Raw genomic sequence first — 20,901 nt, forward strand, 5'->3', positions numbered from 1 at the left:
AGGTTCGGGGCGATTCGCTTAAACGATTAGACGTTCGAAAACGGGGCCGGTTGCGTGCCGGGTTCTCTTATCGTCCCTTGATCTGGCTCCACATCGTCACCATGTCGATCCAGCCGCGGTGCTCGGCGATCTTGCCGTCCACGAGCTGATACTGGCGGTACAAAGTGACGTCGATCGTGTTGCCCGTCGGCTCGGTCCCGAAGAATATTCCTCGATGCGTCCCCTTTACCGTCATCCGAACCAGCACTTTGTCGTCCTTGGCGATCACATCCTCCACCGCATATTGCTTATCGGGGAACGCCTCCAGGATTTTGGCGGCAAACTGCTTGAGCCCGTCGCGGGACTGGTACGAAAGCTCCCGGTAATCGTCCGTCAAATAAGCGTCGAGGCAGTCCAAGTCGTTGCGGTTCCAGAAATCTTTCACAAACGCGAGCACCGTATCCTTGTTTTGCCGTTCCGTCGCATTCATGCGCTAGCATCTCCTTTTCAAATAAGAATCGAATGGGATCAAGCCTGAAGCTGGGGCAGAAGCGTTCCGGTATCGAACCAGCCGCGCTGGCTGACCGTCTGGCCGTCCAAGAAGCGAAATTCCCGGAATTGCGTAATACGGACGGTCTTGCCGGTGGGCGGATGGCCCGCGAACGTTCCCGTGTGCGTGCCCGTGATGATGATCCGTGCCGTCGCTTTGTCCTCTTCCGCAAACACGTCCTCCAGCTCATAGCTGCGGTCCGAGAAAGCCTCCCCGATCTGGCCGGAGAAAAATTGATCCGTGGACTCCAGCTTCCCGTCGTTCCATAAAGCTTCGATAAAAGCGCCGACCGTTTCCGCGTTTTGCCGTTCTTTGGTTTTCATCGCGATTCATCTCCTCTTTATTAATGTTACCATTAGGTAACCTATTAGTTAAAAAAATAAGACATTTCTCGCCGTCAGATCGCTTCCGCGGCCAGAGGAGCGAGCGCCCGAGCCATATCCGTCAATTCCTTGACCGCTCCCTCGATCCTGATGCTCACTCCTTCGTCGGCCGGAGCGCCGTCCGGCCCGAACGCGTTGGAACCGTAGCCGATGGAGATCCATTCCGGGCAATTGACGCCGTGAAGTCCGCGAACGATCCCTTGCAGATGCTGCAGCGAGCCGAATCCGATCGGGCCTCCGGCGGAGCTGACGGAGAGTACCGGCTTTCCTTTGACCAGGCCGATGTCCAGATAATCCAAGGCGTTCTTGAGCGTTCCCGACACGGAGTTGTGGTACTCGGGAGTCGCAAGAATCAGGCCGTCCGCATCCTCTACGGCTTGACGCAGGGTCAGAGCGTTCGGGTGGATGGCGTCATCGGGCGAGTACAACGGGAGCGGCAGTTCAGCCAATTCTACGAAAGCGACTTCAATGTTCCGGGAGGCGAGCACGCGTTCGACGTACCGGAGCAGAATCGTGCTCGAAGCGTTTTTGCGATTGCTGCCTGCGATCAATGCCAATTTCATTCGGGTCATCACCTTTCGTTTTTTTTGCGCCGTTTCGGCGTCCTTGCCGTATAGACAGATGTGCGGCCCGGCTGCCTCCGGCTGACAAGCCGGAAGTTTTGTGGTAACATGTGTCTATATGGTCACCTTTCATACCCTCATAATACGTTACCATTAAGTCACGTGTCAAGAGACTTTATTGCGATCCTGGAGAGGGGAGATGAGACCGGGATGGACAACGATATTTTCAAGGCGCTCGCCGACCCCAGCCGACGCACGCTGCTGGACCTGCTCCATGCGTCGGACGGCCGCTCGTTGAATGAATTATGCGCGCCGCTCGAGATGTCGAGGTTCGGCGTCATGAAGCATCTGAACATTCTGGAGGAAGCCGGCCTCATCACCACCCGCAAGGTAGGCCGGGAGAAGCTGCATTATCTCAACACGGTCCCCATTCGCCAGATTTACGAACGGTGGGTGAGCAAATTTTCCGAGCATTGGGCGATGGCCCTAACATCCCTTCAGGACGAATTGGAGAGTGAGACAAACGTGGCAAACCATACCCGGCACGTCAATCGCATCGCGATTAAGGCGACACCCGAGCAAGTATGGCAGGCGCTCACGGATCCGGACAAAACTTCGAAGTTCTGGTTCCATTGTTCCGTCCGGTCGACCTGGGAAGTCGGCGCCCCGTTCGAGCTTTGGTGCGTGGACGGCGAGAAGAAGGCGGAAGGCAAGATTCTCGCCTTGACCGCCCCGAACCGGCTGGCGATGAGCTGGCGGTTTCTGGTCATCCCGGATGCCGCCGGCGACGCCCCGTCGCGCATAACCTGGGAGATCGATCCCCATGCCGAGCTCCCGGGCGTCACGCTCGTCACCGTCGTGCACGACGAATTCGAGAACGCCGCCCGCACGGCCGGCATTCTCGAGAACGGCTTGCCGATCGTCCTTTCCGGCATGAAAACCTTTCTGGAGACAGGCTCCACGCTGACCGGCGAGTAACGTAAGAAAGCCCCTTCCGGCCGGAAGGGGCTTTCGTTCGAAGGCGGCTATTGCGCGCCGATATGATACAGCACATGCCGGCGCAGCGGGCTGTCCGCCTCTACCCTCGGATGCTCGAAAAACCGCAGGAACCGCATCCCGACCTTGTTCATCACGTTCCAGGACGGACGGTTCAGCTCGGCCGTAAAGCTGTAGACGTCGCGAAATCCCAGCAATCCAAAGCCGTGTCGCAGACAAGCCTGCGCCCCTTCCGTCGCATACCCTTTGCCCCAGGCTTCCTTCTTCAATCGCCAACCGATCTCGGTGCACGGCGTGAAGTCCGCCTCGAACGCGGCCCGGTGAAAGCCGATGAACCCGATAAACTCCCCGCTCTCCTTCGCTTCCGCGGCATACAGCCCGTATCCGCATTCCCGGAACTCGGAGAGAATCGAACGAAGGAAAGCTTCGGTCTCATCGCCGGTTAATCGTTTGGGAAAATACTTCATGACCTCTTCGTCGGCGTTCATCCGGCGGAATGGCTCCGCATCCGCCTCTTCCCAGTCGCGCAGCCGCAATCTCGGCGTCTCCAGATGGATCATGCCCGCACCTCCGAAAGAGTTCTCAGGGAAAAAGAGCCCGTGTCATGCCGCGGTCATACCGGGCAGGATCAGGTCAGCCGATAGGTCGCGAACGGCTCGCCCAGCCGGAACGAGTCGCTGATCTCCTCCAGCTTGCCGGCGAGATCCGCGTCGAGACGCACCTGGAGGCTGCGCAGATTTTCCTCCAGCTGCCCGGTTCCGGTCGCGCCGACGATGACGGTCGAAACGGCCGGCCTGGACAGGAGCCAAGCGAGCGACAGGACGCTCGGGGTTAGCCCGCGTTCCGCCGCCAGCCGGCCGACCTCCTGCCCGAGCGAGACCGTGCGGTCGTTCAGGAAGCGGCCGAAGCCGGGATCCTTGTCCGCCCGCGATCCGGGCGGCGCGGCGTCCTTCGCCGCGTACTTGCCGCTCAGAATGCCTCCGGCCAGCGGGAAATACGGGATGATGCCGACCCCCTGGTCCAGGCACATCGGAACAAGCTCCCGCTCCGGCGTGCGGTCCGCGAGCGAATAGCTGGTCTGCGTGGAGACATAGCGGACCTGCCCGGCCCGGTCGCTGATGCCGAGCGCCTTCATGAGCTCCCATGCCGCGTAGTTCGAGGCGCCGACGTAGCGCACCTTCCCCGCGCGGACCATGTCGTCGAGCGTCCGCAGCGTCTCCTCCAGCGGCGTAAGCGGATCGAACGTATGAATCTGGTACAGGTCGACGTAATCCGTGTTCAGCCGACGAAGGCTCTCTTCCAGCTCACGCTGCAGATGATACCGCGACGAGCCCCGGCCGTTCGGCCCCGGCTCTTTGACCAGCCCGGCCTTGGTCGCCAGCACGGCGAGGCGGCGCTTCCCTTCGAGCGCCCGCCCGATGATCCGCTCCGACTCGGTGCCCGCATAGATGTTGGCCGTATCGATAAAGTTAATTCCGCTGTCCAGCGCCTGATGAACAATCCGGATGGACGTGCTTTCGTCCGCGCGCTTGCCGAACGAATTCGTGCCCAACCCGAGCGCCGACACTTCCAGACCGCTTCTGCCGAGACGACGGTATTCCATGTGCGTGAATCGCTCCTAACCTGGGGACTATGGAACCCTTATTTTAGCATAACCGGGTCAAGGCTTGAACACCATCAGCAGCAGGGAGATCGCCACGAACAGCAGGGCGATGCCTTCCAGTCGGAACGATTGCCTGCGGCTTCGCCGATAGGCGTCCGGCAGCGTATCGTCTTGCGTCTGCTGCAACAATGCCTGCTGCTGCCGCTTCAGCCCGATCGGAAGCAGGACGGCCATGATGGCGAGAATGACGAGGAAGCAGGCGATGGAGAGCCAGTACCACGTTTCCCGGAACAGATACGTCTGCTGCACGCCGAACGCCAGACCGGAGAGGAGCAGCAGCGTGCCGCCGATTTTCGGCAGAACGGCCAGCTTCTCCTGCAGACCGAGCCCGAATCTTGCCTGCCCTACCGTGCGGGCGCCGCTCATGACGAGCGGATACCCGATGGCGGCGGCGATCGCGACCATGGCGGAAAGAATGTGAATGAACAAAAGATAAAGATACATAATGAACATCCTCCTTCAAATTTGAATTTATCGCAGTTCAATTTTCTAACAACGTTATATTTTGCTGAAAAAAAAAGAGGAGACGCTATCCCCAAGCCTTCACATACCGCTCGACGATTTTCTCGACCAGCGCCTCCGCGCGTTCCTGTCCGCCCTTCATCCGCCCTTGAATCGTGAGCGAGATCATTCCGTGCAGATTGCTCCAGAATAGATCGACTTCTCCGTCCGGATCGTCCGTCTCGATGCGCAGGCAAGCCGACACGAGATCGAGCAGCAGGTAAAACACCCGTACCGGCTCCTCGGGAGTTTCCGGCGTGCCGAACGACACTCCTCCCAGACCGAGCATAATGGCGTACAGTTCCGGCTCCCGGAAGGCAAACGCCCAGTAGGCCCGGGCGACCGCATGCAGCGCTTGCTGCGGCGTTCCGCCGCTCGTTTGCTCTTTCGCCTTGGCCAGATCGAGGTAAAGCTCCTGAAAGCCGTCCTTCAGCAATTCGAAAAGCAGTGCCTCTTTGTTCTCGAAGTGCTCATAGATCGTCGGCGGGCTGTATTCGATCCTTTCGGCCACTTTCCGGATCGTGATGCCCTGCCAGCCTTCCTCGGACGCGATGTCCTTCGTCGCGGAGACGATTCGCTGCCGAAGCTCCTGCTTATGCCGCTCGCGTCGATTCATGGATAAACCTCCCTCGTTCAGTAATCTAACCTTATTCAGAAATATAACATTGATAGGAAATCGAAGTCAAGCCAAAAAAATCGCCGCCCCGCTCTCCTCGGAGAGAGTCGGGGGCGGCGACTTCCGACCGCGGAGGCTTCAGGCGGACAGCTCCGCAAGCACCGCGCCGAGACGGTCGAAGTTCTGCTCGTTGCCGTCGTTGCAGATCTCCTTGATAGGCTCGAATTGCTCCGCATGCTTGAATTGTTGACGGAAAGAGAGCTTGGTTCCACCCTCCGCGTTCTCGAACGTGGCCGTCACCCGGAACTCGGGGCTGACCACATGATCCAGCACGATCCGCTCGAACGGCACCATCTCCACGAACACGTTATGGTTCGGGTAATCGACGCCGTCCGGTCCGTGCATCGTGAATTTCCAGTCGCCGCCCGGTCTCCAATCGAACGCGTCGAACGTATTCGTGAAGCCGTTCGGCCCCCACCAACGGGCGAGCCGTTCGGGGTTGGACCACGCCTCGTATACCTGCTCCCTCGGGGCGTCGAACACGCGCACAGATAAGATTTCCTTTTCTCCGACGATCATGCTTGTCCCTCTTGTTCCAGCAGCTTGCCCAGTGCGTCCATCATCTCTTTGGTTCCGTGCTCCCGCATTTCCGGCGTGTCGTGCCCGTCGAAGAACGAGCCTTGCTCGGTGAAGATCAGCTTCGTTCCGCCATCCAGCTTGACCAGCTCGACCGTCGTAACGGAGACGGAAATGCGCGTATCGTCCATATCCAGGGTGTACGTGTAGACGATGCGCTCTTCCGGAACGATCTCCTGGTAGATTGCGTCGAAGGTGAAGACCGGTCCTCCCGGAGGCCCTCCCTTGCTGCCCTCGCGTCCGCCGACGCGAAAATCGAAGACGTCCGCTTTCGAAAACCATCGGGCTTTGACTACCGGATCGGACCATGCCTCAAATACCTTTTCAGGGGATGCGGAATACGTCCGCTCGACGACGAAAGTAGCGTGTTTGACGAATCGTTCTTTCAAGATGATTCCTCCTCTGGTTTGGGCGCATCGCCTTTATCGATCAGAAAATTCCCGAGCCGGTTCAAATTCTGTTCCCAACTTTTCTGCCGTTCGAGAACCGGCTTCTTAAACTCCATCTTCATGGCCTGCAGAAGACTTGCGAACTGCTCGGCCGTCACTTCCTCCTTGCCCTGCATCCGCCTGGACACGTGCCGAAGCTGGTCCAGCAGCGACTGCTGCATCCGGATCTGCTCCTGAATCCGTCCGATCTGCAGGCCCACGATCTCGAGCGGGCTGACCTGCCCGCCGGCCAGAACCGAACGGATCTCCTCGAGCGACAAGCCCAGCTCCTTCAGCGACAGAATCTGGTGCAAGCGCGCCAAGTCCGATTCATCGTACAGCCGATGGCCGGACTCCGTCTGGCCGGACGGAGAGAACAGCCCGATCTGATCGTAAAATCGCAAGGTTCGCACCGTGAGTCCCGTCATTTTGGCGAGATCCCCGACCTTCCATAAGCTTTTCATAATCATCTCCGTTCTGGTTCGCCAGCTGTTTACCGGTAGCCTTATTATAAAACCTTACGTCACGTAAGGTTCAAGCATCTTTTTGCAAAAAAATGATATTCGTCACTTCAACCCGCCTCCTCCTTCCCTTATGCTGGACGAAAACGAAGGTAGGTGCCGGACATGAAAAAAATCTGGCTGACCGGCTTGTACGTCGGCGTCCTCTCGGGCGTTGCCGGAATCGCCATGTTTTACTTGATGATCGCGATAACGGGATTCCGCTTCGAGCAATTGAACCCTGTCTCCATCCTGGCCGTATCCGTTCTGGTCAATCTGGCCGGCGCGTGGCTATATGCTTTGCTTCGCCGCAAGACATCCCGTCCCGGCTTGATTTACGCCGCGATCGCGATCGCCATTGCCACGCTGCTGTCGCTGATGGACTGGGCTTACCCGCAAGAGCCGCAGATCGGGGACGTCGCCGGACCGGTTCACTCGGTCGTGGTGACGGTGTCCATCGTTCTCATCCCCCTTCGGCTGCGGCGGATGCGGAGATAAAAAACTCGCGCTCCATTTCGCCCCCGCGTTAAGTTACAATATCCCCAAGCGGGCTCCCTTCGAGTTCGACGCTTGCAGGTTGATCCGTCCGGCCCGCCGCGAGGCCCATTAAAGTGTAGGAGCGATAGGATGAGAAAATGGTTGATGCTCGCGCCATTGGTTGTCCCGTTCGTCTACGTGTTCCTGATCCCGTTGCGTCCGGCATGGCCGGAGCTGGCGCTTTTCGCCGCGTTCGTGGCCGCCTACCGGCAAAGCCATATAGCGGCGAAAGGGCGAGAATGGTCTATCGCGGCTCAGATCGCCGCCCTCTTCTTCATGGGGGTCCTCGAGTCCCCATGGCTGTTAAGCCTCGGCTTGTATCCCGCCATCTGCATGAGTCTCTTGCCCTCCTACCGCCGGATCGCCGGCATGGCCGGGACGATGGCGGCTTGCTTCTGCGGCTCGATTCTCTGGTTCGGCGAACGGGCCTCCGTGCCTTGGAGCTATGCTTGGCTTCCCCTGATCGCGGCTGTGGCGATCCTACCGTTCTATCTTCGCATGTACCGTCGGTCCTGCGAGCTGAAGGGGGAGCTCCGGGACGCCAACGCCGAGATCGCCCGTATGGTCAAGAACGAGGAACGCCGGCGGATCGCCCGGGATCTGCACGACACGCTCGGCCATCAGCTGTCGCTCATCGCCCTGAAGAGCGAGCTCGCCGAGAAGCTCGCCGCCCGGGAGCCGGATCAAGCGGCCGAAGAAGCGCGCGATGTCCAGCGGATCACGCGGGCGACGCTGCTTCAGGTGCGGGAGCTCGTCAGCGACATGCAGGCGATCGACATCGAAGAAGAGTTCCGGCAGGCGGAAGGAATTCTGCGTTCCGCGGGCATCTCCTTCGAAGGTGCCTTGGGCAGTCCCTTGAAGACCGTACCGGTCGTCCGGAATATCCTGGGCATGTGCTTGCGGGAGTGCGTGACCAACGTGGTCCGGCATAGCGGAGCGGACCGATGCGAGGTCTTCCTTCGCGAGGAACCCGGCAGCTATGTTCTGAGCGTGCAGGACAACGGCGGCGGAATGGCCTCGGACCGCGGCAGGCTCGAACGGTTCGGGAACGGGCTGCTCGGGATGAAGGAGCGGCTACTGTTAATCGAAGGCAAGCTGGATTGGAATTCCGATCGCGCACGGGGAACAAACGTGACGATTACGGTGCCGAGGATCGGGAAGCCGAACGCGATGGAGGGTGCGGGATGAGAATCGTGATCGCGGAAGATCAGGGAATGCTTCGCGGAGCCGTCAGCCGGCTCCTGTCGCTCGAAGGCGACATCGAGATCGTCGGCGAAGCGGAGAACGGCGAGGAGGCGCTGAGGCTCGTTCGCGCGCAGGAGCCTGACGCGGTCGTTCTCGATATCGAGATGCCGCTGCTCAGCGGGCTGGACGTGGCGGAGATCTTGAAGAAGGAAGGACACGCCTGCAGCGTCGTCATCGTCACGACGTTCGCCCGGAGCGGATATTACCAGCGGGCGGTGAACGCAGGCGTGCGGGGATATCTGTTAAAAGACGCCCCCGTCTCGGAGCTGGCCGAAGCGCTGCGGCAAATCCGCGCGGGTCGCCGGATGTTCAGCCCGCATCTGACGTTCTCGATGATGGACGAGGCGAACCCGCTCACGGAGCGCGAATCCGACGTGCTGCGCCTGCTGCAGCATGGGCATACCGTCGCCGAGATCGGCAAGCTGCTTTTCTTGTCCCCGGCCACGATCCGCAACTACATCTCCGAAATCCTTCAGAAGCTGGAAGCCCGCAACCGCATCGACGCCGTCGCCATCGCCCAAGGCAAAGGATGGCTGTAGCTGCCTAAAAGCCGTCCTATCCGTTTTTCTTCAGGAAAAAATAGATCGGAATGGCCGCATAAACGGCTATCGAGCCATAAGGGGAGACGAAGGCGGCGCCGATGGCGACCGCGTATACGGTCAAATGCAGCCACGTATTCCGGAACGCCAGCGCGTTCCGGTTCGCAGAGAAGGGATGTCCCTCGTTGTTCCTCAGAACGTGATGATACAGACCATAATAGCTCAGCCCGCAGAACAGGCCGACAATTCCGTACAAGACGGAGGGAAAGACCAGGCCCGGATATCTTCCGATGAGCGCCGTCGGGTAAGGAACGAAGGCGATGCACATCAGAAAGGCCCCGTTCAGCAGAATCGTTCTGCGATCGACGGATCGAACGCCGTGAAGCAGCTGATGATGCGACATCCACCAGACGATCAACACCAGAAAACTGATGATATAGCTGAGAACCAACGGCAAGCTCCGGACGAAATCATGTACGAGCGCCATGTCCCCCCCGGAAGCGTCGATCTCCGGCACTTTGAATTCCAGAATCAGAATCGTCATGACGATCGCGATCACGCCGTCGCTCAGCGCTTCCATTCGGGCTTTGCTCATTCAGGACCGGCTCATGACGCTGTAATGCTTCATTTCCAGGATCGAGGAATAGAACGGTCTGACTCTGGCAAAAAAAGGCTGAAAGTCCGGCCCGGCACGAAACCCTTGCAGGTGACCCTCCAGGGAATCCCATTCGATTCGGACGATAAAATGGTTCGGTTCTTCAACGCCGCCCAGCACCTCGTAAGACAAGCAGTGCGCGGAACGGGTCAGGTACTCCCCCGCTTCCCGATAAGCCTGCAGGAACGAATCCGCCGCTTCGGGCGCAATGTCGTACCGAATGATCTCCACTACCATAGGTATCCCGCCTCCATAGGAACGAGTAGATCGGCCGATCCCCCCTCATTATACGGAAGACAGGCTCAGAACAACATACGGCACATTATTGTTCGCAGGCCCGTTCCGGATCGCGAGGGACTCCGCCGCTCCACGATTCGCCCGAAGCGACCTTCAATGCGAATTCGCGCGCCCGCCGTTTTCCCCACTCGCACATGAGCTCCAGAATCGGCTCGACGGTTTTGCCGGAATCGGTGAGAGAGTATTCGACCCTTTTGACCGCCTCGTCGTAAACGGTCCTTCGAATCAATCCGTCCGCTTCCAGCTCCTTCAGCTGCAAGGTCAGCATTCTTTGGGTAATGTTCGGCATCCGGCGCTGCAGCTGGCTGTAGCGCAGCGTTTGCTTGGACAAGTACCGGAGAATGACGGTCTTCCACTTCCCGCCGATCGCATCCAACGTCACTTCTACCGGGCAGTTATACAACTTGCTCATGGCGACTCATCGACTCCTTTCGGGCTCAAGAATAAAAGTACCAGCCTTTGGACCAGCGCAGCAAGTCGGCCGCATACGAGCGGTCGATGACCATGCCCGACAAAACCGGATAGAAGAGGATGAACAGCGCTCCCGCAATGCCGAGATAGAGATAGATCCAGCCGCGGCCCGCCGCGCCTCTTTTTTCGAACCAGACTCTCAAGACGTAGACGATGCACAGGATCATAAAAGGCACCGTGGCGAAAAAGTGGTAAATGAACGTCAACCGGCTCACGCCGATCCAGGGTACGTACTCGGCGGCCAAGGCGATCAGCACGAATCCCATCGCCTTGTCCCTGCGCTTCCAGGCATAGTAGCAGGTCAGCGGAACGGCGGCGATTCCCGCCCACCAGACCGCGGGATTGCCCATGGCGACGATGCTTGAGATTTTGCCCGCGGGCAGCGATTGCCCCGCATAGTACCAGTAAGGCTTATGTAGAAGCGGCCATTCCCACCAGCTGGAGGAGAACGGATTCGTGGCGACGAGCCCGCTATGGTACTCGTACATGAACTTCTGGTAGTTCAGGACGCCGGCGAGATCGTGCCCCGGTCCGGGCAGGTTCAGGAACGGAATATACGCCGCCAGGTAGATTCCCGCCGGAACGAGCAGGAAGAACGCGCCGCACCACAGCAGCGTCCATCCCGTCTTGCTTGCGAACGGAAGCTTCGTCTTGCCCGCCGCCTTGAACTCCTTGTATCTCTCCCAGAGGGTCAGCGCCAGGATCAAGGCCAGCCCGGCCCCCGCATAGAACCCGATCCACTTGCACGCGGCGCCGATGCCGAAGAAGAGGCCCGACAGCCCCAATGGAACCAGCGTTCGGGAGAGCGGCACCCGGTAGAAGTTCATCTCGGTATAACGATACATGAAGAGGTACATCAGCAGGATGAAAAACACGCCGTACACGTCGACGGTCGCGACCCGGGTTTGCGTGAAATGCAGGAAGTCGGCGGCGAACAGGAAAGCGGCGGAGAAAGCGAACAGACGCCGGCGGAAAATCCGCAGGCCCAGGGCGTACAGGAGCGGAATCATGCCGATGCCGAGCAAGGTGCCGACGATTCGCCAGCCGAACGGGTTCATGCCGAACACGGCGACTCCGGCCGCCATGAACAGCTTGCCGAGCGGGGGGTGCGTCGTCTCGTATGCTTCGATTCCATGCAGATTCTCGTAAGCCGTTCGCGCGTGGTAAATCTCGTCGAAGTAGGCGCTGTTGAGATAGGAGGGCTTATGCGGAACGGTTCCCTGTTCGTCGAAGGCGGGGGCCTCCCCTTGCGGTTGAACGGGCAGGCGCGCCCCGCTCCCCGCCTCCTCGAAGCCGATCTCGCCGAGCGCCGCGGCCGGCTGCTCCGCCGTGACCCGGACGTATCGGGCCTCGAAGGACGCTAGCGTCTTCTGCCACTGGAACACGGTCCCGTCGCTGATCGCAAGCGTCGCGACCGGAGTCCAGGCGACGCCGTCGTCCGACTTGTCGAGCGCGAAGCTGCCGTTTCCCAGTCCTCCGTACCAGAGAATACTGCCGACCGATCGGGCCTCGCCGAATGAGGCAACGGCGCTGTCCCCTGCCGCAGCCGCCTTCCAGAACGTTTGGGGCGCGCTGAACGAGCCGAGGTGGATCAGGCTGACGACGGCGTAAACAAGGGTAAGCCCTCCCGCGAGCAGCCAGTCCAGGCGTTTCATCTTCACGGGAGGAACGGAGTCCGCCGGCGGCGGTGCCGCCTGCGCCTTCCCGGACGCCTCGGCTCCCGCTCCCGCTTCGGCCCTCGCGCGCTTCAAGGACAAGGCGCCGGAAGCGTCCATTTTCTTCGGACGAACCAGCAGCTCGATTCCGAGCTTGACGGCGTAGGCAGTCAAGATTAGGTTGGCCAGCGAGACCAGCACCATGAAGCCGTCGCCGTTCGAGATGTAATAGGCATGGCCGAGGCTGCTTCTCAGCACGTAAGCGGCATTCGCGAATTGGGTCAGACTGAGGCCCGCGAACAAATAAAGGATTCTGCGATCCTTCAACTGCGCGTAGCTCAAGAGCGCCAGCGCCATGGCGGGGTAAGCGTATCGTTCGTGCATGCCCGTCTTCAGCATAAAGACAAGCAGAGAGGTCAGCATTCCGATATAGATCAGCTTGTTTGACGTTTTGCTCTTGAAATAAAGATAAGCCGAGAAAGCGGCAATGGCGAGGACGACGGGTATGTCCCAAGCCTTGTACGCCAAGCCCAGGAAGGTGCCGGTATCGGGCTTCCCGTTCAAGCCGAACAGCGCATATAGATTGAACGCATTGAGAGACGTATACGGATATTGCGCGAACATCGCCTTGTAATGGCCGACGATCCACAGCGGATTGAAGCGCTCGGAGAACGGAAGCAGCAGCAGAACGAACGTCGCCAGGCCGGACAGAACGAATCTCGCCGCGAGCTTCCAGCTCCTTCGGTCGATCAGCGCGAACAAGGCAAGCGGCGCGAACACGATCGTCTGCGGCTTGATCAATAGCGCCACGGCAAGCCAGACGGCGGCGCTCGAGGTTCGGTTCCGGGCGAGCGCGGACACGGCGAGGACGACGAACAGCGTGAACACCGCGTCCATCTGCCCCCATATCGCCGAGTTGATCAGCACGGCGGGGCTGGCCGCATACAGCGCGGAGAGGACGAGCGCCGCGCGCGGATTGGTTCGCGGGCCGGCCGCGCGGTACAGCAGGCAGCCGACGGCGAGATCGGCTAGCATGGCGGGCAGCTTGATCAGGTGGACGAGCGCCGCGGAGTTCGGTTCGAGCCCGGCCGCGTGCTGGATCCAGCCGACGACATACAGGACGTAAATATAGCCAGGGGGGTAATCCGCGAAAACGCCGCCTTCGTAAAAATGGGCCAATCCCCCGGCATAAGCGCGATTCGCCCAACCGGCGAAGTCCATGAAGTCGATCGGATGGCCTTCAACGAGCGGAGCCAGGAACCAGCGGAGAAGAAAGGCCGCTCCGAGTACCAGGATCGGCAGCGCGATTGGGGCGGCCGGGTTCGACGGTTGCGCTTGCGCCAGTACCGGCAGCTTCGTTCGGGCAGCCGGGTTCGGCCGTTCCGCTCGCGGCTCGGCAGCTCCTCCGCTGCCGCGAAGCCAGCGAAGCAGAGCCGCGAACAAGCCGGCGAACAGCAGCGCGCCGACCCACATCCAGCCGGTATACCCGGCGGGGGCGGCGGGCGATGGCGGAGCCGCGGAGGCGCCCGGCGCCGTGCCGAGAGGAACGCCGGCGATACCGCCGTCCGCCGGCTGAATCTTCTCGACGGCCACATCGTCGAAGTCGGCGATGCCGGTATTCAGGCGGCCATAGCCGCCCAGCCGGACGGCGACGGTCAGCTCCTGCTGGCCGCTCGCGGTCGTCCCGATCAGCTCGAGCCGCTGCCATTGTCCCGCGGTATCGCGGAGATCCGCGGAGACCGCGATCAGGCCGAGGACGGACACGTTCGCGCCGATTCCGTCCGCGCCGGCTCCCTGCACTCTCGTCCAGGCGGAGATGCGGTACGTCGCGTTCGGCTCGACCGCGACGGTCTGGGTCCATCTGGCATCGTTCGGCTGAAGGTTCCGAATGCGGACGAAGGCGCTGCCCGAGTGGGCATCCCCATGCTCCAGCGTAAGCTTGCTCGCGTCTGGGTCCGATTGATAGACATCCGGAAGCCAGCCGGAAGGGACGCCGGAATCCGCAGAGGCGGCGTCTTCAAAGCCTCCGTTGCGGATCAGCGGATCGGAACCGTCCGCATGGGCAGCCAGCGGCGACATTATGAGGATGGCGCAAATAAGCAAGATGGCGGATGCGACTTTTTTCCAGTTCATGTCGTCTGTCCTCCTGACAGGCGGCCTTATCGTCCGTTGCCGTCCCGCGAACGAAAGAAAGTTCCGCTGCAGCTCTTGTGGCCTGAGCCTCGGCTGCAACGGAACTCGCATTTTATTCCTGCATTATCCAATTTTACTCTACTTGGCCGCGGCGGCTCAATGCTTTTTTAGGAAAACTCGATCTTATCGAAGTCCGGAGCCCAGACCCCCGCAGCGTCGGTGTAGAACTTGATCGTATTGCTGCCGGCATTCAGCGCGACGTTGACGGTGATCGCGCCTACCGTATCGAAGCTACCGGTTGGAGGAAAGCTCACCGAGGTTGCCGTTCCTCCGTTCACGCTCATCAGGCCGACTCTGTCGGTCGTATCGCCGTTCGAGTAAAAGACGGCCATGCTCTTCGTTCCGGCGCTGGCCGCGTTGACGTTGTTGAATTGCAGCGAGCCGGAATTGTTGCCCACGTTCTTCACGTCGTACCCGCCCGAGCAATCGTCGCACGCCGAGGAAGCCGCTCCGCCCGCGAGCGTGTTGCCCGACGCCTCCGCTTCATACAATGTCGACGACGAGGAATCTTGCGTGTAACAAGCCTTATCCGCTCCGACTGCCGGATCGTCCCCGAATACTCCGTTGTCGCAGGTGAAGCTGGTATACATGGTTTGATACAGGAACGAACCGTTGGCGCCATAAGCTACGTTCTTTGTTCCGGTAATGGTGCAGGTATCGTTCTCATTCGCGCAGAACGTATAGCCCTCAGGTCCTCCCGGCGACGGCGTTGGCGTTGGGGTCGGGGTCGGCGTCGGTGTTGGTGTTGGTGTTGGGGTCGGCGTAGGCGTCGGCGTAGGCGTCGGCGTAGGCGTCGTGGTGTCTTGAACGTAGCAAGCTTTATCCGCTCCGACCGCCGGGTCGTCGCCGAACACTCCATTGTCGCAGGTAAAGCTGGCAGACAGCGTCTTGTAAATGAAGGAGCCGTCGGCGCCATAGGCTACGCTTTTCGTTCCGGTAATGGCGCACGTATCGTGCTCATTCGCGCAGAACGTGTATCCCTCCGGTCCTCCCGGCGACGGCGTCGGGGTAGGCGTTGGCGTTGGTGTGGGCGTCGGAGTCGGCGTTGGCGTTGGAGTAGGCGTCGGCCCCGTGCCGGACGTGACGCCCGCGGTCCAGTCGGTGCCGCCGTACTCGTAAGCGCCTTTGTCCGGCGCGCTCCCCGCATACCCGTCCGTCCAGGGCGAATGCACGCTGCCCGCGTCGATCGCGCCGGAGCCGGCTGCAAGGTGGAAGTCGTGGCCCGCCGCGTTGACGAAATTGGAGGCCGCCTGATCGTGGAAGTTGTTGTCCTCGGTGAAAGACGCGGAACAGCAGCCGGCGACCATGGTGGACGGCGTATTGTAGGTCGTGTTGTTATACAGGTAGTCTCCGCTGTCCGGCCCGTTCACCCGGAACGGCGCGTCCTGCCCGATGTTGTAGACGACGTTGTGATGTGCCGTAGCGTTGTAGGTGCCGCCGTCCATGTAGATGCCCGGCACTACTCCGGCGCGGGACCCGCTCTGCCAGTAGATGTCGTGGACGATGTTGTAGGCCGTGACGGATCCGTTCAGATCGCCGCCCATGTAGATGGCCGCTCCGTCGTCGGCAACGATATTCGTATGAGAAACGTCGTTGTACTCGAAGTAGCCGGGCCTCGTGAAGTGGATGGCCGATCGGCCGGTATTGTAGATCGTGTTGTGGGTCATCGTCGTGAAGCTCGCGTCGTTGTAGTTGTTCTCCAGCCGGAACGGAGCGTCGTAGCTGCCGTTCCGGTCGACGTCGTGAATGACGTTGTTCGTGATGAGGTTGTTCGCTCCCTTGTCGACCAGGAACATGTTCCCGTCGCTATAGGCGAACGTGCCGTTCTGGATCGTGTTGTTGCTGCCCATGATGTGAATGCCGTCGTCCTCGACGGGATGCGTGTGGGTCAAGCCTCTGGCGTTGTGGGAGAACACGTAGGTCGCGTTCATTCCGTCCACGAGGTTGTAGTCCCCGGTAATCTTCATCTCCGCGCCTGTAATGTTGATTCCTTTAATGTGAATATACGACTTGCTCGTCAGATCGATCGCCTGGATGCGGGCTTTGGCTTCCACCGTCTGGGTGCCTGGATTGCCTCCGCCCGGAGCGTACAGGTACAATCGGCCGGCCGTCGAATCGTAGAACCATTCGTTGGCGGCGTCCAGAAGCTCCAGCTTGCCGGCCAGATAATAGTAGTTCGGATCTCCTCTCGTCGTATCCCCCGGATTCAGATAGTCTGCCATGTCTCCCGGGATCGTGAAGTTGACCGTGCCGCTGCCGCTGCTTGTAACGGTCGCTCCCCACGCCGTCCATTTGGCGGCCGAGATGCTCCAGACGATTGCCCCATTATAGAAACCGGACGCCTGATTGGGCATGTCGGCATCGGTAATGCTGGTCAGGCTTCCGCTGTCCATGGCGGCCCCGTCGTTCGTCATCGGGCTGGCTCCGGTTTTGTTGGGCCACCTGGCATACGTCATGCTGCTGCCGTTCACGAACACCGCGTTCTGGTCTCCCAGATTCATGGCGTAGTTCGTATAGTAGATATTCCCCGAGTACTGCGTCCAGGCGGTATTGACCGCATCCAGGCCGGAGATGACCACGTTCTCTCCCTGATAGGCTTGGAAGGTGATCGGACTGCTTGCCGTGCCGCTGTTCGCAGGGGTTACCGTCTCGCGGTACGTTCCCCCGCGAATGTATACCGTATCGCCCGCTTGCGCCACGCTCGCCGCTTTCTGAATCGTCTTGAACGGCGTGCTGAGAGAGGTGCCGTTATTGCTGTCGCTTCCGTTCGTCGCCACGTAATAGCTTGAAGCGGCGCGAGCGGCTTCCGGACGGAACAGAACGACTGAAGCGACGACGAGAAGCAGCGCCATGGCCAAGGCCAGGCTTGGGGTCACGCGAATGGTTTTGCCAGCCAACATCATGAATCCTCCCTCTCTTCGGATTGGTAGCCGGTGTGCAGGTTACAGCCGTTACAGACTCACCCTTTCCGCATCATGCAAGCATAGGCACCACCTCCCACCCAGGACAGGATGACGGTTTGTCCCACTCCGGCCCGCGGAGCGGGATGCCGTGTCCGAGGGAGCTTGCCGGCGTCCGCTTCTCCCCAGTTACGGGAGAATGCAACGCCGGCGCGCTCGTTATTCCGGAACGATCAGTTCGACCAGGGAGATCTGGAAGGTTCCCGTATCGGCATAGTTGCCGTGCGCCGTCAGCCGCACGTAAGACGCCACGACCGGTTCGAACGAAATGACCTGCATGCCGCGCTGGTTGCGCAGCTCGCCGGACGCGACCGGTTCGCTCCAGTTCGCGCCGTCGTCGCTCACCCGAACGTCATACGCCTTGATGCGTTCGCCCGCCGGCGCGGCATACCCGCCCTTCGTGACGGCGCCCGTCTCCGGCTGCGTCAAGCACAGACCCGCGACCTCGCAAGACCGGTCCAGCTCCAGCGTCAGATGCTGCGGCCAGTTCCCGACAGCCGAGCGAAAAAAAGTGCGGCGCTCGCCGTCCAGCACCTTCGCCGCGATGCGATAAGGCAGCTCCGAGCTTGCGCTTGCGGTCAGCAGGTCGGACGGAACGACTCTGCGGGACGGAGCCGCCGTCAGCTTGATCGCCAGATCGCCGTCCAGCGTCACGGCGTCCCAAGACGGCACTTCGATCGTGAGCCGTCCGCCGGCCTGCCCGAAGATGAGCTCCCGCCCCGTCTTCAAGTCCGCCGCGCGCACCACGTCATAGCCGGCGTCCGCAAGCTCAAGCCGGCTGCCGTCCGGGGGAATCAAAACGTGCACGTAGTGCGTCTCTCCCCCCGGAATCAACGTCGTCACGCCGTAGGCGCCGTCGTTCCAATAGCCCGGCGGCAGCCCTCCTTGGCCGTGTCCGCCGCCGACCGTGCCGTGAACGGACTCTTCGGCCCAGGCCATAAACCGGTCGAAATGGGCGGTGAAGTCTTCGAGCAGCTCCGGAAAATCCCCGCCGATTCTCGGGCCGAACCCAAGCTGGGCGTTCCAGGAGTTGCCCGCCACGGTCACGATCCGGCGGACGATCGCCGCGTTGCTCGGCACCCGGGCGTAATTGAGGTCATAATACTTCCAGTGCGGCCTGCCTTCTCCCAGGTAGATCCAGTCCCATTTCGTCTTGAACGCGAATTCCTTGTCTCCCGGGCCGACCCAGGTGCCGCTGGCGAGATCGAACTCCGGCTCCAACACTTTCCCGAAGTCTTCGAGCGCCATTGCGTCCTCGTCCTCCACGGGACCCTCGCTGAAATCGTTATTGATCAGAACCAGGTCCTCGCGGATCCGATGGAGCCGGGCGAACACCTCCTGCGACTCGTCCTTGTCATGGTATCCGTCGAACCAGAAGCCGGCGATGCCCGGGTAATTCCGGAGCAATTCCTCCATCACGTCGAGACTGTAAGCCAGGTAGCCTTCCCGGGACGTAATGTCGACGGCTTCATCGTTCTTGTACGCGCGGTAAGCTTCCCGGTCCAGCCATTGCACGCCGGCGTGAAAGGCGTTCTTCGCGTCGCGGTTGATGTAGACGACGATCTTGATGCCTTCCGCGTCCGCCGCGTCGATCAATTCCCGCAAGTAATCGCGCTTCGTGCACGGGCTGCCCGGCACGCGGGACGGCCAGATCTTCAGATAGCCGAGCTCGCAATGGAAGCTGGCGATCGTGAGGTACTTCGCCCTCAGGCGCTTGGCTGTCCCGATCCACCTGCCGGCATGCCAGCCCGCCTGCTCGGCCGCGCGTTCGAACGACACAGTGTCCTCGTACTTGTACCGGAAGTCCGGTCCGGACGGGTCCGCCTCATATTCGCCCGTCTGCATTCCCCAATGCACGAACAGTCCGATCCGCGCATCCCGGTACCAGGAAGCCAGCCGCCGCTCTCTTATCATTGCATCCAATCGATTCCCGCTCCTTGTTCGCTGCCGAATTTACCGGGTCGCCTTCCAGGCGTCCAGCTGCTTCTGGGCTTCCTGCATCAGCTTGTCGATCCCCGCCTTCTGCAGACGGTCCAGGAAGTCGGGAAGTTTCTTATCCGGATCGACCGCTCCGGTGGAGAGGCCCGGCAAGTATTCGTCCAGCACGGACTGCACGTTGGCGATCTCGGTCTGCACCGGGCTGACGTCGAACTTGAAGCCGACGCTTTGCGTAGGCGTCGCTTCTTCGTTCGTTTTCTTCTGAACGTCGAACGTGTCCGGCGCCTGCCCTTCCTGAAGATAGCCGTTGAACGTATTGCCCATGACCCATGCGTTGTTCGTAAAACCGCTATCCTGCTTCACTTTGACCGTTTTGTCGTCGATCTTGTCGTAGTTGGTGCCTTCGACTCCATAGACGAGCGTGTTGTACAAATCTTTGTCGGTGTTGACGAGATTGAGGAACATCATCGCCCGATCGGGGTTTTTGGAGTTTTTGCCGATGGCGTTGACCGTGGCGATGCCGGGGTTGCCGTCGACGACGAAGCCGGTCGTCGGGACGTACTCGATCGGTTTGCCGCCGTACCGGTTGTTGCTGACCAGCGTTTCCGTTCCCGGGTTCAAGCTCAAGGAGTACGAGACGGCGGCTTTGCCTGCCTTGGCCAAGTCGTCCACCGTTTTGATCGTCGGGGCATCCTTGTTGATATAGCCTTTCTGGTACCAGCCGTGAACGACTTCCAGATAGTGCTTATACTCCGGAGAGGCGTATACGTTAAACAGCTTCATCGACGTATCCGAGTCGTAAAATCCGATCGGCGGATTGCTCGTGATCGGCAGCGTGCTGATTCCCTGGGTGTGGATGAAATAGCCGAACATGCCGTTATAGTCCATGACCAGCGGGGCGACGCCGGACTCTCCCTGTTTGATCTTCTCGAGGAACGGCTCGATGTCTTCGAATTTCTTGATCGCCGAGACGTCCAGACCGTACTTGTCGGCGTAATCCTTCGGAACGATGTAGCCTTCCCGCCCGGTTACGCTCTGATAGTTCGGCACCCCGTAGATTTTCCCGCCCACCTTGACCTGGTCCCACATGAAATCAGGCAGGGAAGCTTTCAGATCGGCTGCGTCCTGGTTCAATAAATCGTCGAGCGGAACGAACAGGCCTTTGGTTACGTTGCCGACGTAGTCGAACAGCCAGTTCGACGTCCAGGCGATGTCGAAGGCTTCGCCGGAAGCGGCGATCGTGTTCATTCTTTGGTTGTACTCGCCGAACGCGATCGGCTTCAGCGTGACCGTCGCATTGATTTTCTCTTTGGTAATCTTGTTCACCGCGTCTTGCACCGGACCGAGCGCCGTCTGCGAGTCCGCCGGGTAATACCAGGTCAGATCGACCGGCGGCAGAGACGAATCGGCCGACGGACTCGCGCTGGCACTGGCGCCGGCATCGGAGCCGGCGGACGGACTCGCGCTTTTCGATGCGGACGAAGATGCGGACGAGTTGGAAGAAGATTCGTTGTTTTTCGAACAGGCGCTCAAGACGAGCAGCAGGGCGACGAGCGCGGCAAGCCCCATTTTGCCGAAACGGACAGAACGCATCAT

The 20,901-nt window shown here is 60.3% G+C and carries 21 protein-coding genes; 4 read left to right on the top strand and 17 right to left on the bottom strand.

Annotation, left to right across the window (positions count from 1 at the left end):
- Positions 1-67: 67 nt before the first annotated feature.
- From H7C18_RS27040 to H7C18_RS27050, 3 genes are all read right to left on the bottom strand, one after another.
- Positions 68-469, bottom strand: a complete 402-nt coding sequence (locus tag H7C18_RS27040; protein WP_185132245.1) for an ester cyclase — start codon at positions 467-469, stop codon at positions 68-70.
- A 38-nt stretch (positions 470-507) separates the two neighbouring features.
- Positions 508-852, bottom strand: a complete 345-nt coding sequence (locus H7C18_RS27045) for an ester cyclase (RefSeq protein ID WP_185132246.1) — start codon at positions 850-852, stop codon at positions 508-510.
- Positions 853-926: 74 nt separating this feature from the next.
- On the bottom strand, positions 927-1,475 hold the full coding sequence (locus tag H7C18_RS27050; RefSeq protein ID WP_185132247.1) for an NADPH-dependent FMN reductase: 549 nt from the start codon (positions 1,473-1,475) through the stop codon (positions 927-929).
- A gap of 210 nt (positions 1,476-1,685) precedes the next feature.
- On the opposite strand from H7C18_RS27050, the gene H7C18_RS27055 reads away from it, so the two are divergent.
- Positions 1,686-2,453: an ArsR/SmtB family transcription factor gene (locus tag H7C18_RS27055; RefSeq protein ID WP_185132248.1), complete on the top strand. Its 768-nt coding sequence runs from the start codon at positions 1,686-1,688 to the stop codon at positions 2,451-2,453.
- Between the two features lie 47 nt (positions 2,454-2,500).
- Here H7C18_RS27055 and H7C18_RS27060 read toward each other — a convergent pair whose 3' ends face one another.
- The 7 genes from H7C18_RS27060 to H7C18_RS27090 all read right to left on the bottom strand — a co-directional run bounded on the left by H7C18_RS27060 (position 2,501) and on the right by H7C18_RS27090 (position 6,779).
- Entirely contained in the window at positions 2,501-3,031 is a 531-nt protein-coding gene (locus H7C18_RS27060) for a GNAT family N-acetyltransferase (RefSeq protein WP_185132249.1), read from the bottom strand.
- A 68-nt stretch (positions 3,032-3,099) separates the two neighbouring features.
- Positions 3,100-4,074 carry an aldo/keto reductase gene (locus tag H7C18_RS27065; RefSeq protein WP_185132250.1) on the bottom strand — a complete coding sequence of 325 codons (975 nt, stop codon included), beginning with the start codon at positions 4,072-4,074 and terminating at the stop codon, positions 3,100-3,102.
- 57 nt (positions 4,075-4,131) lie between these two features.
- The gene (locus H7C18_RS27070) at positions 4,132-4,578 is read right to left on the bottom strand and encodes a DUF2269 family protein (RefSeq protein WP_185132251.1); all 447 of its coding nucleotides are present in this window, start codon (positions 4,576-4,578) and stop codon (positions 4,132-4,134) included.
- Positions 4,579-4,663: 85 nt separating this feature from the next.
- Positions 4,664-5,251, bottom strand: a complete 588-nt coding sequence (locus H7C18_RS27075) for a TetR/AcrR family transcriptional regulator (RefSeq protein ID WP_185132252.1) — start codon at positions 5,249-5,251, stop codon at positions 4,664-4,666.
- 138 nt (positions 5,252-5,389) lie between these two features.
- Positions 5,390-5,830: an SRPBCC family protein gene (locus H7C18_RS27080; RefSeq protein WP_185132253.1), complete on the bottom strand. Its 441-nt coding sequence runs from the start codon at positions 5,828-5,830 to the stop codon at positions 5,390-5,392.
- Positions 5,827-6,276 (bottom strand): SRPBCC family protein, encoded by a 450-nt coding sequence (locus H7C18_RS27085; protein ID WP_185132254.1) that lies wholly within the window; start codon positions 6,274-6,276, stop codon positions 5,827-5,829. Before H7C18_RS27085 ends, H7C18_RS27080 begins: the two co-directional genes overlap by 4 nt.
- Entirely contained in the window at positions 6,273-6,779 is a 507-nt protein-coding gene (locus H7C18_RS27090; protein WP_202887523.1) for a MerR family transcriptional regulator, read from the bottom strand. The genes H7C18_RS27085 and H7C18_RS27090 overlap by 4 nt, the downstream gene beginning before the upstream one ends.
- A gap of 162 nt (positions 6,780-6,941) precedes the next feature.
- Here H7C18_RS27090 and H7C18_RS27095 point away from each other — a divergent pair, with 162 nt between their 5' ends.
- The 3 genes from H7C18_RS27095 (at position 6,942) to H7C18_RS27105 (ending at position 9,136) form a co-directional block, all read left to right on the top strand.
- The gene (locus tag H7C18_RS27095; RefSeq protein WP_185132255.1) at positions 6,942-7,313 is read left to right on the top strand and encodes a DUF6069 family protein; all 372 of its coding nucleotides are present in this window, start codon (positions 6,942-6,944) and stop codon (positions 7,311-7,313) included.
- A gap of 129 nt (positions 7,314-7,442) precedes the next feature.
- Positions 7,443-8,540, top strand: coding sequence for a sensor histidine kinase (locus tag H7C18_RS27100; protein ID WP_185132256.1), 1,098 nt, complete (start codon positions 7,443-7,445; stop codon positions 8,538-8,540).
- The gene (locus H7C18_RS27105; RefSeq protein WP_185132257.1) at positions 8,537-9,136 is read left to right on the top strand and encodes a response regulator transcription factor; all 600 of its coding nucleotides are present in this window, start codon (positions 8,537-8,539) and stop codon (positions 9,134-9,136) included. The genes H7C18_RS27100 and H7C18_RS27105 overlap by 4 nt, the downstream gene beginning before the upstream one ends.
- A gap of 16 nt (positions 9,137-9,152) precedes the next feature.
- Here the strand turns inward: H7C18_RS27105 and H7C18_RS27110 are convergent, their stop codons facing one another.
- The 7 genes from H7C18_RS27110 to H7C18_RS27140 form a co-directional block, all read right to left on the bottom strand.
- Positions 9,153-9,731, bottom strand: coding sequence for a TMEM175 family protein (locus H7C18_RS27110; protein ID WP_185132258.1), 579 nt, complete (start codon positions 9,729-9,731; stop codon positions 9,153-9,155).
- A complete protein-coding gene (locus H7C18_RS27115; protein WP_185132259.1) occupies positions 9,732-10,028 on the bottom strand; it encodes an antibiotic biosynthesis monooxygenase family protein in 297 nt (98 codons plus the stop codon).
- Positions 10,029-10,113: 85 nt separating this feature from the next.
- Positions 10,114-10,500 carry a winged helix-turn-helix transcriptional regulator gene (locus tag H7C18_RS27120; protein ID WP_185132260.1) on the bottom strand — a complete coding sequence of 129 codons (387 nt, stop codon included), beginning with the start codon at positions 10,498-10,500 and terminating at the stop codon, positions 10,114-10,116.
- Between the two features lie 25 nt (positions 10,501-10,525).
- Positions 10,526-14,347, bottom strand: a complete 3,822-nt coding sequence (locus H7C18_RS27125) for a glycosyltransferase family 39 protein (RefSeq protein WP_185132261.1) — start codon at positions 14,345-14,347, stop codon at positions 10,526-10,528.
- A gap of 167 nt (positions 14,348-14,514) precedes the next feature.
- Positions 14,515-17,307, bottom strand: coding sequence for a right-handed parallel beta-helix repeat-containing protein (locus H7C18_RS27130; protein ID WP_185132262.1), 2,793 nt, complete (start codon positions 17,305-17,307; stop codon positions 14,515-14,517).
- A 219-nt stretch (positions 17,308-17,526) separates the two neighbouring features.
- On the bottom strand, positions 17,527-19,281 hold the full coding sequence (locus H7C18_RS27135) for an alpha-L-fucosidase (protein ID WP_238357987.1): 1,755 nt from the start codon (positions 19,279-19,281) through the stop codon (positions 17,527-17,529).
- Between the two features lie 39 nt (positions 19,282-19,320).
- Positions 19,321-20,901 (bottom strand): ABC transporter substrate-binding protein, encoded by a 1,581-nt coding sequence (locus tag H7C18_RS27140; RefSeq protein ID WP_185132264.1) that lies wholly within the window; start codon positions 20,899-20,901, stop codon positions 19,321-19,323.

This window comes from Cohnella zeiphila, from assembly GCF_014212055.1.
Taxonomy (GTDB): Bacteria; Bacillota; Bacilli; order Paenibacillales; family Paenibacillaceae; genus Cohnella; species Cohnella zeiphila.